General features: G+C 53.3%; 12 protein-coding genes. 2 read left to right on the forward strand and 10 right to left on the reverse strand.

What is annotated here, in order from left to right; translation table 11 throughout:
• Window positions 1-123: 123 nt before the first annotated feature.
• Window positions 124-378: a hypothetical protein gene (locus ACCW76_RS17650; RefSeq protein ID WP_436339499.1), complete on the reverse strand. Its 255-nt coding sequence runs from the start codon at window positions 376-378 to the stop codon at window positions 124-126.
• A 99-nt stretch (window positions 379-477) separates the two neighbouring features.
• On the opposite strand from ACCW76_RS17650, the gene ACCW76_RS17655 reads away from it, so the two are divergent.
• Window positions 478-1,782 carry an MFS family transporter gene (locus tag ACCW76_RS17655; RefSeq protein WP_045815836.1) on the forward strand — a complete coding sequence of 435 codons (1,305 nt, stop codon included), beginning with the start codon at window positions 478-480 and terminating at the stop codon, window positions 1,780-1,782.
• Here the strand turns inward: ACCW76_RS17655 and ACCW76_RS17660 are convergent, their stop codons facing one another.
• The 6 genes from ACCW76_RS17660 to trxC form a co-directional block, all read right to left on the reverse strand.
• Window positions 1,783-2,103 (reverse strand): YfiM family lipoprotein, encoded by a 321-nt coding sequence (locus ACCW76_RS17660; RefSeq protein ID WP_038645257.1) that lies wholly within the window; start codon window positions 2,101-2,103, stop codon window positions 1,783-1,785. It lies immediately after the preceding gene.
• A 3-nt stretch (window positions 2,104-2,106) separates the two neighbouring features.
• A complete protein-coding gene (gene pssA / locus ACCW76_RS17665; protein WP_038645259.1) occupies window positions 2,107-3,462 on the reverse strand; it encodes a CDP-diacylglycerol--serine O-phosphatidyltransferase in 1,356 nt (451 codons plus the stop codon).
• Between the two features lie 122 nt (window positions 3,463-3,584).
• Complete coding sequence (locus tag ACCW76_RS17670) at window positions 3,585-6,236, reverse strand: bifunctional acetate--CoA ligase family protein/GNAT family N-acetyltransferase (protein ID WP_436339553.1); 2,652 nt, start codon at window positions 6,234-6,236, stop codon at window positions 3,585-3,587.
• A gap of 43 nt (window positions 6,237-6,279) precedes the next feature.
• Window positions 6,280-7,050, reverse strand: a complete 771-nt coding sequence (locus ACCW76_RS17675; protein ID WP_182058975.1) for a YaeF family permuted papain-like enzyme — start codon at window positions 7,048-7,050, stop codon at window positions 6,280-6,282.
• An 85-nt stretch (window positions 7,051-7,135) separates the two neighbouring features.
• Window positions 7,136-7,828 carry a tRNA-uridine aminocarboxypropyltransferase gene (locus tag ACCW76_RS17680; RefSeq protein WP_436339500.1) on the reverse strand — a complete coding sequence of 231 codons (693 nt, stop codon included), beginning with the start codon at window positions 7,826-7,828 and terminating at the stop codon, window positions 7,136-7,138.
• 77 nt (window positions 7,829-7,905) lie between these two features.
• Window positions 7,906-8,325 (reverse strand): thioredoxin TrxC, encoded by a 420-nt coding sequence (gene trxC, locus ACCW76_RS17685; protein ID WP_038645267.1) that lies wholly within the window; start codon window positions 8,323-8,325, stop codon window positions 7,906-7,908.
• A gap of 156 nt (window positions 8,326-8,481) precedes the next feature.
• On the opposite strand from trxC, the gene ACCW76_RS17690 reads away from it, so the two are divergent.
• The gene (locus ACCW76_RS17690) at window positions 8,482-9,600 is read left to right on the forward strand and encodes a tRNA/rRNA methyltransferase (protein WP_436339501.1); all 1,119 of its coding nucleotides are present in this window, start codon (window positions 8,482-8,484) and stop codon (window positions 9,598-9,600) included.
• Window positions 9,601-9,639: 39 nt separating this feature from the next.
• On the opposite strand, the gene emrB is transcribed toward ACCW76_RS17690, so the two are convergent.
• The 3 genes from emrB to mprA all read right to left on the reverse strand — a co-directional run bounded on the left by emrB (window position 9,640) and on the right by mprA (window position 13,045).
• Window positions 9,640-11,178, reverse strand: coding sequence for a multidrug efflux MFS transporter permease subunit EmrB (emrB, locus tag ACCW76_RS17695; protein ID WP_156149368.1), 1,539 nt, complete (start codon window positions 11,176-11,178; stop codon window positions 9,640-9,642).
• A 14-nt stretch (window positions 11,179-11,192) separates the two neighbouring features.
• Entirely contained in the window at window positions 11,193-12,365 is a 1,173-nt protein-coding gene (emrA, locus tag ACCW76_RS17700) for a multidrug efflux MFS transporter periplasmic adaptor subunit EmrA (RefSeq protein WP_038649923.1), read from the reverse strand.
• Window positions 12,366-12,514: 149 nt separating this feature from the next.
• Window positions 12,515-13,045 carry a transcriptional repressor MprA gene (gene mprA, locus ACCW76_RS17705; RefSeq protein ID WP_034825472.1) on the reverse strand — a complete coding sequence of 177 codons (531 nt, stop codon included), beginning with the start codon at window positions 13,043-13,045 and terminating at the stop codon, window positions 12,515-12,517.
• Window positions 13,046-13,371 lie beyond the last annotated feature (326 nt).

Below are 13,371 nucleotides of genomic sequence, written 5' to 3' on the forward strand. Positions count from 1 at the left end.
GTAGGGAACTGCCAGGCATCAAACAAGTGAAGAAACCCTGAACGAAAGTTCAGGGTTTTTTTACGTCTGTAGCCAGGAGATTTTAAGTCTGAAATTCAGCCAGTCCCGCAAAAATTGCCCCGCTTACCGGCCCTTTTTCAGCCAGTTTTCGATAAAATAAGACACGATAACCGGCTGATTAATATCAGGAATAAGGCAGCCGATCGTTAATTTCTCATCGCTGGCCAGCGCAATCACATATCCATCCAGTAAATCAGCCTCTTCACCTTTGACACCACGCCGCCACAGCGCGATTTTAGGTACAGGATTCATCTTTGAATCCTTCAACCAGTACTGAAAAATCGTCCTAATTTCACCCCAAAATCCCTTACTAATCACAAATTAGCACCTTCAACGTCATCCAATTCCCGAAACCGCCCAACACGTGCTTTACTGAATCCTTTGGCATTAATTTATCGCAAGGAAATGAGGTAAGACATGACCGACTCACTACAACAAAAAGTGGCACCATCTGAATCAACGATAAACAGCAAACAGCGCATCTGGGCGATTGTGGGCGCATCATCAGGCAATCTGGTCGAATGGTTCGACTTTTACGTTTACTCCTTTTTCTCACTCTATTTCGCGCATGTATTCTTCCCCGCAGGTGATACCACCACGCAGTTACTGCAAACCGCAGGCGTATTCGCCGCTGGATTTTTGATGCGTCCGATTGGTGGCTGGTTATTTGGCTATATAGCCGATCGCCATGGACGTAAAAACTCAATGCTGATTTCTGTCTGCATGATGTGTTTAGGATCCCTGGTTATCGCTTGCCTGCCAGGATACGGCGAAATTGGCGTGGCGGCACCAGTGATCCTGCTGCTGGCGCGTATGTTTCAAGGGTTGTCAGTGGGCGGAGAGTATGGCACCAGCGCCACTTATATGAGTGAAGTCGCTTTAGAAGGGCGTAAAGGTTTTTATGCTTCATTCCAGTACGTGACACTGATTGGCGGCCAGCTGTTAGCCGTGCTCACCGTAGTGGTGCTGCAACAGATCCTCAGCGACGAAGAGTTGCGCAACTGGGGCTGGCGCATCCCTTTCTTCCTTGGTGCCGTGCTGGCCGTTGTCGCACTGTGGCTGCGTCGCTCACTGAATGAAACCTCCGAGAAAAAGAATCGTGAACATAAAGATGCGGGCAGCGTTATGGGTTTGCTGCGCAATCACTCACGCGCGTTTCTGATGGTATTGGGCTTTACTGCCGGCGGTTCACTGAGCTTCTATACCTTCACCACCTATATGCAAAAGTATCTGGTCAATACGGCGGGGATGGATGCACGCAGCGCCAGTGGATTGATGACAGCCGCATTATTCGTCTTCATGCTGATTCAGCCGATCGTCGGGGCGCTGTCAGATAAGATCGGTCGTCGATCTTCGATGATGATCTTTGGTGCGGGGGCAGCGATCTGTACCGTACCGATCCTGATGATGCTGCAAAATGTGCAGAGCAGTTGGGCTGCATTTGCGTTGATTATGCTGGCGCTGATTATCACCAGTTTCTATACCGCTATCAGCGGCATTCTGAAAGCAGAAATGTTCCCACCAGAAGTGCGCGCGCTAGGCGTCGGCTTATCTTATGCGGTGGCTAATGCGATCTTTGGTGGTTCGGCCGAGTATGTCGCTTTACTGCTGAAGAAAGAGGGGATTGAAACCAGTTTCTTCTGGTATGTGTCGGCGATGGGGGCATTGGCCTTCGTTATTTCCCTGATGCTCCATCGCAAAGGGAAGGGCATTACACTGTGATTATTGGCTTAAATTCCACAGGGCAACGCCAGTGGCCGCTCCCGCCACGTCATAGCTGAGATCTTTCCAACTCCAGCCGCTCCCCGAAGAGCGGCTGTCATATAACTCTTTTCCTACGCCAAAACTCAGCGAGAACAAAAAGCCAAAACGTAAATTTTGTCCACGGCTTTGATGCTGGTGTTGGGAGATTTCGCTGCCGGCAGCGGCTAGCACGGCAGAAGAGAAGAAGTGTTCGGCTTTGTCCTTACCGGTCCAGTTATCTTGTGCCACATGCGCACATCCACTACAAAGTAAAACTACGCAGAGGATGAGCGCACGCATCGGCTAGAGTAAACGACTGATAAGACGGTCAATACGGATACGGCGTAGACGACGGATTAACTTACGTACTTTCGCCGGATAGTCAGAAATACTCTCTAATTCGCGGAAGTGCTGAACCGTCGTGGTATGTTCACGAATCAACGCCAACTCTTTCTCGCGCTGTTCTGCCAGCTCATTCTTAGGATCGTGGATCAGCACCGCATTTTCCAAATCCAGTCGCCAGGCGCGCGGATTAAGGTTATTGCCGGTAATCATCATCCACTCGTCATCCACCCAAATACCTTTCAGGTGATAACTGTTTTCGCCGTCTTTCCACAGACGCACGGTCAACTGGCCGTTATTGACGTAATACTGCAAACGGCTCAGAAAGCGTCGCAGGTTGATCTCATACAGATAGGGCAGTGCGCCGATGATTTTAAACGGCTGCTCAGGCGGGATGTAGAAATCGTTGGCGGTTTTATCGCCCACGATGATCTCCACCTCTTTACCCTGACGCAGCAGATGAATCAGATTACGCACCAGGATCGCAGGCAGGTTGAAGTAAGGCGTGCACAGCGTAAGTTTACGCTCGGCGCACGGCATCAAATGGAAGATGGTTTTATTGAGCAGACTGCGTTTGCCAAGGCCCACCAGCGGCGTGACCGCCAGTGACTCATTGTCAGCATTCCCCGCGAACTGGTAATTAAAACTGCGCAAATCCTGACGGAACTGGCGTGTTTCGTTTTTAATTTCAGGGCTGGATGGACGCTCAGTCTGGTCAAGGCGATTAACCGCATCGGACTGCTTGAGATTTTCGCAAATCCACGCGTACATGGTGTCCGCCAATTGTGGATTACGGATTAACTGATAGCGATCATAGCGATATTTATCATGCTGATGCAGATAAACATCATTCAGGCTGGCACCGCTGTACAGCAAGGTGTCATCAATGATGAAGCCTTTCAGATGCAGTACGCCAAGTGCTTCACGCGTGTTAACGGGAATGCCATACACTGGAATAGCGATATCGGGATGCTGTGCTGCCATCTCGCAATACCAGTCTGCGTTGGTCAGTCCACGAGCGGCGCCAATTCGGCCACGCTGCGCGCGATGCCAATCCACCAGAATGCTGATATCCAGCTCCGGACGTGCCTGACGCGCAGCATAGAGCGCCTGCATGATGCCACGCCCGCCGTCGTCGTTCTCGAGATAGAGCGCGGCGATGCAGATGCGTTTTTCAGCCGCAGCGATTTTCGTCAGCAGGGTCTCACGGAACTCGGCAGGCGAGTAAAGCGTGGTCACATCCGACACGGATTGTGACAGTTTAGGCAGCTGTGCGAGGTGTTGTTGGTGTTTATTGCGTTTAAATTTAGACAACATCACAGTGCACTTCTTCTCTGTTCATTGCATGGCCTTTTGCCATCAAATCATGATCCTAACGGTAAATAATAACACCAACCGGCCTGATAAGGAGGATTTTTACCTTTCTGTACAGGATATCATCACGCCTCACCGAGCGGTAAATTCAGGCTGACAATGCCATCATCCAATTGAATATTCACACGAAAATTAAGTTTTCGTGCCAGCGTAATCATGCCGGTGTTGTGTGGCATGGTGATACCGTTCAATTGTTGCAGACCATGATCGCGCGTGTAGCGGATCATCTTTTCCAGCAATCGTCTGCCCATCCCGAGTCCTTTCAGATCGGAGCGCACCAGCACCGAAAACTCCGCATCAATGTTATCGGCATCCGAGATCGCACGCGTCACACCAATAATCTCGTCATTCCCGTCGTGCTGTCGTACTGCAACAATGGCCATCTCTCGGTCATAGTCGATTTGGGTCATGTTGGCGAGATCCTCATGCGTGAACTCATTGATCTCACTGAAATAACGATAATAGAGATCTTCTTTCGTTACCTGAGCGATAAACGCGCGCAGTTGCGGTTCATCTTCCGGCAGGATCGGGCGGAACAGGCAATGCTGTCCATCTTTCAACTGCACCTGCTCTTCAAGGTGGTGTGGATAAGGGCGAATCGCCAGGCGTGCTTCGTTATCACCGGTAAATGGCGCGAGCTGCAGTGTGACATCCAGCAAGGTGAATTCATTCGCGGAGGCCAGCAACGGATGGATATCCAGCCGCTGGATCTCCGGGCAATCTACCACCAGGTTAGAAACCTGCACCAGCAATTGGCTCAGCCCGGCAATATCCAGTGGACGCAACGCACTGCGACTGCGCACCTTGCCGCTCTTCATCGCCTGAATCACCAGGTAACGCGCTAGCGTCATATTCAACGGGGGTAATGCCACTGCAGCCTGCCTATCCGGCTGCCACTCCACTCCACCTTCACCCAGCATGATAATCGGACCAAACAACGGATCTTGTTCCACCACCACGCGTAATTCTTGTGCGCCGGCCCGGTTTGCCATGCTTTGCACCAGTAAGCCATCGATACGCGCTTGTGGATGTGTATTGCGCACACGATCAAAAATCGCCTCAGCGGCTTGCTCAACTTCCGCAGCGCTGCGCAGATAAAGCATTACCCCCTGAACTTCAGACTTGTGTGGGATATCCGGTGAACGCAGTTTGAGCGCCACGGGGTAACCAATCTGGTCGGCAATGCTGGCCGCTTCGCGACTGTCACTCGCAATCCAGGTCGGCAGCGTTGCTAATCCATAGGCTTGTAACACCGGCTGGACTTCGTGGGTATCCAGGGTGTTAATGCCCTGATCCAGCGCTTGTTGAATCAACTGGTGCGCCTGTGCGCTGTTTTGCGTCAGGCCAATGGGCAAGGCGGGTGTTTCACGCAGTTGCTTCTGATTACGGCGATATTCGACCTGATGCATGAACGCGGTAACAGTGCCTTCTGGCGTGCGCCAGGTGGGGATTCCGGCCTGAGTGAAAGCACGACGAGCGGCTTGTGACGAGTATTCGCCACACCAGTTAGTGAGCAGTGTTACCTGCTTGCCGCGCGGATGTTTAGCCACGGCCGCGATAATTTGTTCGGCCGTTTCACTGGCGGGAGACACGGCGCTCGGGGCATGGATAATCATTAATGCATCGAGTTCATGGCTATCCAGTAGTTGTTCTATGCAGGCAACATAGCGCGCTGGTGTGGCATCGTCCTTGAGATCCAGCGGATTACCGCGCCCAACGCCTTCCGGTAACAACGTGGCTAAGGCTTGTAAGGTCTCATCACTCAGCGTAGCCAGTTTGCCATTACGCGCGTACAGCTCATCCAGTGCTAAGGCTGCGGGGGCTGCGCCGTTGCTGATGATCATTAAACGATCACCGCGCAAGGGGCGCATATGGCTCAGCGATTCCACCGCTGAAAACAGTTCATGCGTGTCCTGTACACGCAGCAAACCGGCACGCTGAATCGCGGCATCCCATGCGGCATCCAGCCCGCTGAGTGTGCCAATCATCGCCTGTGCCTGGTGGCTACGACCGCTTTTGATCACCAGAATCGGTTTATTGCGTGAGGCGCTACGAGAGGCCGAAACAAAACGGCGCGCATCACTGAGATGTTCAAGATAGAGCAAAATGGCGCTGGTTTTGCCGTCACGCGCCAGGAAATCCAGCAAATCATCAACATCAATATCCAGACTGTCGCCCAAAGCGATAAACCAGGAGAAGCCGAGATTGCGCTGCTGAGCCCAATCAAGAATGGTGTTGGAGACCGCAGCGGATTGAGAAATAAAGGCAATGCGTCCTTTTGCGATCGGCACCGGCGAGAAGCTGGCGTTTAATCCTTGCCAGGGGGCCAGCAATCCCAGACTGTTCGGGCCGAGCAGGCGAATTTGCCACTGGCTGGCACAGGCTTTCAATTCTTCCAACTGACTGGCGGGCGCGGAGAGAATGATGCAGGCTTTGCAGCCTTTTTCACCCAACTGCTGCAGCAGTTCCAGATTACGTTTGGCATGAGTACAGATAATGGCGAGATCGGGCGCGAACGGCAGGCTGGCAATATCCGGCCAGGCCAGCACACCGCTCACGGCTTTATACTTCGGCGTGACCGGCAGCACCGGACCGCTAAATCCGCCTGCCAGCAAATTACGCATCATAAAGTAGCCGGCGCGCCCCGGTGTAACTGACGCACCAATCACCGCGATTGATTTAGGTCGTAACAGTGCTTCCAGTCCGCGTTGGCTCATCATCCGCTCCCGACATCAAGATTGGCATGATTGTAAACGCTTTTTACTCTGCTTGCCGACTCGCCGATCGCAGGCTGAGGATCTCTTTAAGGTTCCAGCGCTTTAAATGGCCGATGTACTGCATATTCTGCTCGCTATGCCATGCTGAGACATCTCCATCACGCAGATGCATGAGATCAGCCGGACTGACCCAGCTCGCTTGTCCCTGAAGTAGCTCGACGCCTGCATGGCGATATCCTGCGATGACGAATTCTGAGCAGAAGAAGCGATTGGCTTGAGGATCGTCAACGTCGGCGAGTTGCACGCGCGCTAATGCAGTGAGACAGGCACTGCGTAGATTTTCATGCATCAGCGGCAGCTCGCAGACGCGGCGCGAAACCATAAACGGCATGAACATCACGATACCTTTGAAATTGTATTTTTTGCCTTGTTGCTGGTGGGCAAATTCGCGCAACAGCGAGCTTTGGTCTTGAGTGAGGCTGGGCACGCGTAGCACCAACAAATTATTACTCTCCTCAATAGCCTGTTGCAGCGGAATGATTTTGACACCACTGCCCACGGCTTCCGCCACTTGCCGATCACCCAGATAGATTGCGGCATGGCTGACACCGCTGAAGCTGATCAGGCGAATGCCCCAGGATTGAGGCGAGGTGGCGGAGGAGAGCAGCAAATCACCGGGCTGCAATTCAGCAACGCTAATGATGCCACCTGGGCGTGTGCTAACGGATTGTAACTGCAGTGGGTAAGGGCGGTCAGTTTGCGGGGCCGTGCTGCAGCCCGCTATCAGCAGCACAACAAGCCACCAGACTTTCATAGCGCATCATCCTTATGTTGGGAGCCAACTCCATGGCGATGTGCGACTATAAATCAAACGGACAAGTTAAAAAATCAGGCGATCCCTACAGCACGCTTTCCTGATAGTGCACCGGATGATGCGGCTTGCCTGCCAGATAAGCGTGACGGAAATGCTCAAAATGCTGCTGTAACGCGCTTGCTGCTTCAACATCTCCTGTCTGTTCCAGCAGCGCGGCGGCCACTTCAGCGGTACAGTGCTGGCCCTCGCCGTGCGCTTCCCGCAGCGTGTAGCGCGACGGTGTGGAAACGTTGAGTGACATCACCGGGAACGCATCCAGCCAGGGGCTTTTGCGGAACATCTTGCGGGCTTCGGTCCAGGTGCCATCCAGCATAATAAATAGCGGTGGTTTGCCGGTGAGCGGAGGTGTGGTGAGCACTTCCCTGCCTGTATCGGCATACGAGCCCGGAAACACCACCAGTGGCTGATACTCGTCAGTTTTCACTGCGGCGAGCATCGCGTCATCAGGTTCGGTGCGTGACCAGCCAAACGCCAGCGTATCAGGCAGGATATCGGCAATCAGGCGCCCCGTATTACTGGGTTTCATTGGCTCGGTATCGAACATCACCAGACAAAAACGGCTGCGTGCTTGCTGCGGCTGCAGCGTGGCGCACAGGCAGTTTTTTTGCGGCAGCAGACAACGCTGGCAGCGCAACACGCGATTGCCACGGGCAAGAAACGGGCGCGTAGCGCGTGCTAAACGTTGCGCACGTAAGCGCAGAACGGCATTTTCAGACATAGAATCGCAGGCAGGAAAAAACGTCAGTTTAATGGAAGGCTAACAGCAAGGCCAGCACAGGGGCTGGCCTGAGGTGCTTAAAGTGATTCGTCGAGCCACTCATTAAACGGCGCTTTGGGCATTGCTCCGTTTAACATGTCGACCATCTCACCCTTTTTGAACACCATAATGGTCGGGATACTGCGAATGCGGAAGCGTGAGCTAAGTGCCGGTTCGGCTTCCGTGTTCACTTTCACAAAGCGCACTTTACCGCGGCGTTCGTCAGCGACATCCTTAAAAACAGGCGCGAAGTTCACGCACGGGCCGCACCACGGCGCCCAGAAGTCGATCACCACGGGCAGATCGTCCTGCAAATATTTATCCAGCGTGGCTGCGGTAGCATTCACGACTTCACCATTGAAAAGCTCGTCGCCACAGCGACCACACTTGGCGCCATCGGCAATACGTTCCTCGGGAACGCGGTTAGTTGCCTGACAGGAGGCACATACAGTATTCATCGTCACCTCAAACCGGACCTGTAAATGTTATGATTGCCGAACATTATGAAAAGGTTGAGTGCTATGCTCAATCTGGATTGCCCAATAGGTTCAATAGTTGATAGCTAAGCTCCAGCACATCAGGTAATCTTCGCGCTCTCAATGCAGGAGGAACAAATGAACGACGAATTTAAAGGCAAAAGCGGCAAGGTAAAAGTGATGTATGTACGTGATGAGGATGCAGGCCAAAAGCCAAATCCCCGTACCGGCAAAGGCGGCCGTCCTGCTGCGCGCCAGGAAGATAATCGTCGTTCTGGTCCTCGTACTGCACGTAATAATGAAGAAGGTGGTCGCAGCAGTGCAGGTGGTCGCGGAACGCCATCGCGTGATGCACGCAACAGCGAGCGCGGTCGCAGCTTTGGCCGTCGTGACGATCGTGGCGATGACAACCGCAGCTTCGGTGATTCACCGTGGCGCACCGTTTCACGCCCACCGGTAGCGGACGACAGCCAGATTGATGAGGCAGGCAGCAACAAGCCGGTCATCGACCCCGAGCAGATTCGCCGTCAGCGTCAGGAAGAGACGCGCGTTTACGGTGAAAATGCCTGCCAGGCGCTGTTTGCCAGCCGTCCAGAGAGCATCGTGCGTGCCTGGTTTATCCAGAGCGTAACGCCACGCTTCCGCGAAACGCTGCGCTGGTTAGCGGCCAACCGTAAAGCCTACCACGTGGTGGATGATGCCGAGCTGACTAAGGCTTCAGGCACCGAACACCACGGCGGCGTGTGCTTCATTATCAAGAAGCGTATGGGCATGGAAGTCTCTGAGTGGCTGAAAAAAGCTGATACCAAGGATTGCGTGCTGGCGCTGGAAGATGTCAGCAACCCGCACAACCTCGGTGGCATCATGCGTAGCTGCGCACACTTCGGTGTCAAAGGCTTGTTGGTGAATGATGCTTCACTGCTGGAGTCGGGCGCGGCAGTGCGTACTGCCGAAGGTGGTGCAGAGCACGTGCAGGCGATCAGCGGTGAAAGTTTTGCCAGCGGTCTGGAAGCCTTCCGCAAAGCGGGTTATACCATCGTGACGACTTCAAGCCATGAAGGCACGCCGCTGGCGAAAGCTGAGCTGCCAGCCAAAATGGTTCTGGTACTGGGCCAGGAGCGTGAAGGTCTGTCCGACAGCGCCTTCCAGCAGGGTGATATCAGCCTGTCGATTGGCGGTACCGGCAACGTCGAGAGTCTTAACGTCTCCGTTGCGACAGGCATTCTGCTTGCCGAATGGTGGCGCCAGAACGCATAAATGAAAACGGGCCGAAAGGCCCGTTTTTGTTTCTACTCTTTAGTGCGCTCCACCGCCGCCACCGCCCGCACCAAATGGCGGACGTGCAAACCACACCAGAACCAGCAAGATCAAAAACACTCCCGCTGATGCCCAGAAGATCTCATTCGCTGAGATAATCAGGCCCTGATTGGTAATTTGCTGTGCAATGTAGGCTGAAGCTTGCTGCTGCGTCATGCCCAGGCTTTGCAGTTGGTCATACATCTGCTGCGAATTCGGATTGAAGGGATTCACCGATTCCGACAGGTAGCTGTGGTGCATCGATTCACGATCCGTCCACATGGTGGTGGTGATCGACGTACCGATTGAACCGGCCAGCGTACGCACAAAGTTCGACAGGCTCGATGCTGCTGCCATACGCTCTGGCGGCAAGCCTGACAGCGTAATGGTGGTCAGTGGCATAAAGAAGCAGGCCACGGCAAAGCCCTGAATAAACTGCGGCCATGCCGACGCACCAAAATCCATCCCCGGCTCAAACGTATACGCGCGCCAGTAGAAACAGACGGCGTACATGATAAAGCTGAAGGTCACGAGCCGCCGCATGTCCAGCTTGTGGGCAAAGCGACCAATGATCGGCGACAGGATGACCGGAATGATGCCGACCGGCGCTGACGCCAAACCTGCCCAGGTGGCGGTGTAGCCGTATACCTCCTGCAGCAACTGGGGCAGCAACACGATCGAGCCGAAGTAAAGCATGTAAGCCAGACTGATCGACAAACAGCCGATAGTGAAGTTGCGCTTTTTAAACAGCGACAAATCGACAATCGGATGGTCGTCCGTTAGCTCCCACACCAACAGCACTGCCAGCGCCACCACGGCGACTACCGTGAGTACAATGATTTCCGTGGAGCCAAACCAGTCGAGTTCTTTACCCCGGTCGAGCATCACCTGCAGCGAACCAATCCCCACCACCAACAGCACCAGACCGACGATATCAATCGGTCGGATTTCAGTTTTGGTTTCGCGTCCTCGCAGGGTTTGCAGAGTCAGCGCGACGACGACCACACCAATCGGGACGTTGATAAAGAAGATCCAACCCCAGTGGTAGTTATCACTGATCCAGCCGCCTAAGATCGGGCCGCAGATCGGGGCCACGATCACCGTCATCGCCCACAGCGAGAGTGCCACGCTGCGCTTGGCTGGCGGGTAGTTATTCAGCAGCAAACTCTGTGACAGTGGAATCAACGGACCGGCGACCACACCCTGGATGATACGGAAGAAGATCAGCATCTCCAGGCTCTCTGACATGCCGCAGGCCCATGAGGCCAGCACAAACAGAATGGTCGACCAGGTAAACAGCTTCACTTCACCGATACGTTTGGCTAACCAACCGGTAATCGGTATCGAGATGGCGTTTGCCACCCCGAATGAGGTAATCACCCAGGTGCCCTGTGAGTTCGAGGCACCAAGGTTACCGGCGATCGTCGGGATCGCCACGTTAGCAATGGTGGAGTCGAGAACCTGCATAAACGTCGCCAAGGATAAGGCGATGGTCATCAGGACTAACGGCGCACCTTCAAGCGGTTTTTGTGCCATCACAGCCTCCCGCGGAATTAATCGGCGTTGGCACGAACGATATCAGTAATCAGCTTGTTAACCGGCGCGAGGTCGATTGCCAATGCGTTACTTTCATACGCCGCTTGTGGACGCACGCTACTGGCCAGTGTGGCACCGTCTTTGTTTTGGGTATCCACTTTGACTAAGGTGGAGAGACCAATACGTAGCGGATGTTCAGCCACCTGTTGCGGGTCCAGCTCAATACGCACCGGTAAACGCTGAACCACTTTGATCCAGTTACCTGTCGCATTCTGTGCCGGCAGCAGAGAGAAGGCGCTACCCGTGCCCATATCCAGGCCGACAACTTTACCGTGATACTCCACGTCATCACCGTAAATATCACTGACCACGGTCGCAGGCTGACCGATGCGCACGCCGGAAAGCTGCGTTTCTTTGAAGTTGGCATCGATCCACAAATTAGTGGCAGGCACTACCGCCAGCAGCGGCGTGCTGGTGGAGATCTGCGAACCGACCTGAACACTACGACGTGAAATATAGCCATCCATTGGACTACGGATATCGGTACGCTGCAGCGCCAGCCAGGCATCACGCAATTCAGCCGCGCTTTGTTTGACGGCGGGTTGCTGTTCCAGATCGGTATTCAGGATCATCGCCTGGTTCGCGTTGTACTGCTGCACGGCGACATCGAGTTGTGCTTTCGCCGTGGCCACGGCATCACGTGAGTGTTGCAGTTCTTCACGACCAATCAGGTTTGACGCACCCAGCGGCTCACGACGTTTCAGATCGGCTTCAGCCTGATCCAGAGCGGTCTGTTGCAGCTTGATGGTGGCCTGATACTGCTTGCCGTTGATCATCAATTGATGCGTCTGGCGCACGCTGGTGGCCAGTGCAGTCTGCGCTTTTTCAAACGCCTGCTCCGCATCGGTTTTATCCAGCGACACCAGAATGTCGCCTTTTTTCACGAAGTCAGTGTCATCGAACCAGACTTTATTCACGCTGCCGGAAACCTGTGCCATCACCTGCACCTGGTTACCTGCCACATAGGCGTCATCGGTTTCCTGGAAATGGCGCAGCACCAAATACCAGTAAGCCAGATACGCCACCCCAATCAATACAAACACGATAGCCAGCAGGATCAGCACACCTTTGCGCTTCTTCTTTTTATTCGCTGGCTGTTGCGGGCTTTGCGCTTCCGCGGTCGCACTCATGTTGTTCTCCACGTTTTCCATTTAGCCGGGCTGTGTTGATCCTTCAACACGGTTTCCCGAGTCGAAAAAGCCAGCGTATGAGACGCTGGCCGGATAAAAGGGGATTAAAATAGCGATTTCGGAAGGTGATTGTGTCGCACTTCTTGCTATTAGCGCGACAGGGAAGCGATAACCTGATCTTCATCCATTTTATCAAGACGGTTAAGCAGCTTGCGCGTAATTGCTTCCAGCTGATCCTGCTCGGATGTTGAGAGCGAAGACCACAGGTACTGTAGGCTCTGATGCTGCGGCGGCAGCAGCTGACGTAAGAATTCGTTACCTTTTTCTGTCAGGTGCAGATGCAGGCAGCGACGGTCATTATCGCTCTCGCGGCGCTCGATCCAGCCACGTTTTTCCAGCTCATCAGCAATACGTGTTGCATTAGTACGTGAGGAACCCAGCGCAGAACTCAGTTCAGAAGGCTGGATGCTCTGGTTTTCTTGCGCATCAAGTGTGATCAGCGCCATGAATAAGGTCTCGTTAATTCCCTGCGCCTTCAACATCTTGTTGCGGTTATCCAGCAGTTTTCCCTGCATATGCATGCACAGACGAGTCAGGATGATTTCCTGCAACGGAAAATCTTTATGGCGGTTAGCACGGATGTTCAGCATCTGTTCAATGGGAGTAAACGAACTTTCCATTTTAAAAAAAACCTCTTAGTTGCAACTGGTATAGTAAGGATGGTGACAGATTAAGCGTAGTCATATTTTCCGCCAGTGATTGTTCGCACGATCACATTGTCAACATCTGGCGTTCCAGGTCGTTCCATAACCTTGGGCAGTTCGCCCTGACAATTTGCCACGCAGGATGGTTACATTGTCATCAATTCGCATCATGAAATATTTTTAAGAAAAAATAATTTCGAGAGAAAAAATAACTCTGGTGAATAACTGTGCTGCTAACCATAACAAACTCAATCATCAATGAATAGTCTCACTCACGTGATTAGGTTGGTCTTTACGCTTTC

Origin of the sequence: Pantoea sp. C8B4 (assembly GCF_051336905.1) — a bacterium.
GTDB classification, from domain to species: Bacteria; Pseudomonadota; Gammaproteobacteria; order Enterobacterales; family Enterobacteriaceae; genus Pantoea; species Pantoea rwandensis_B.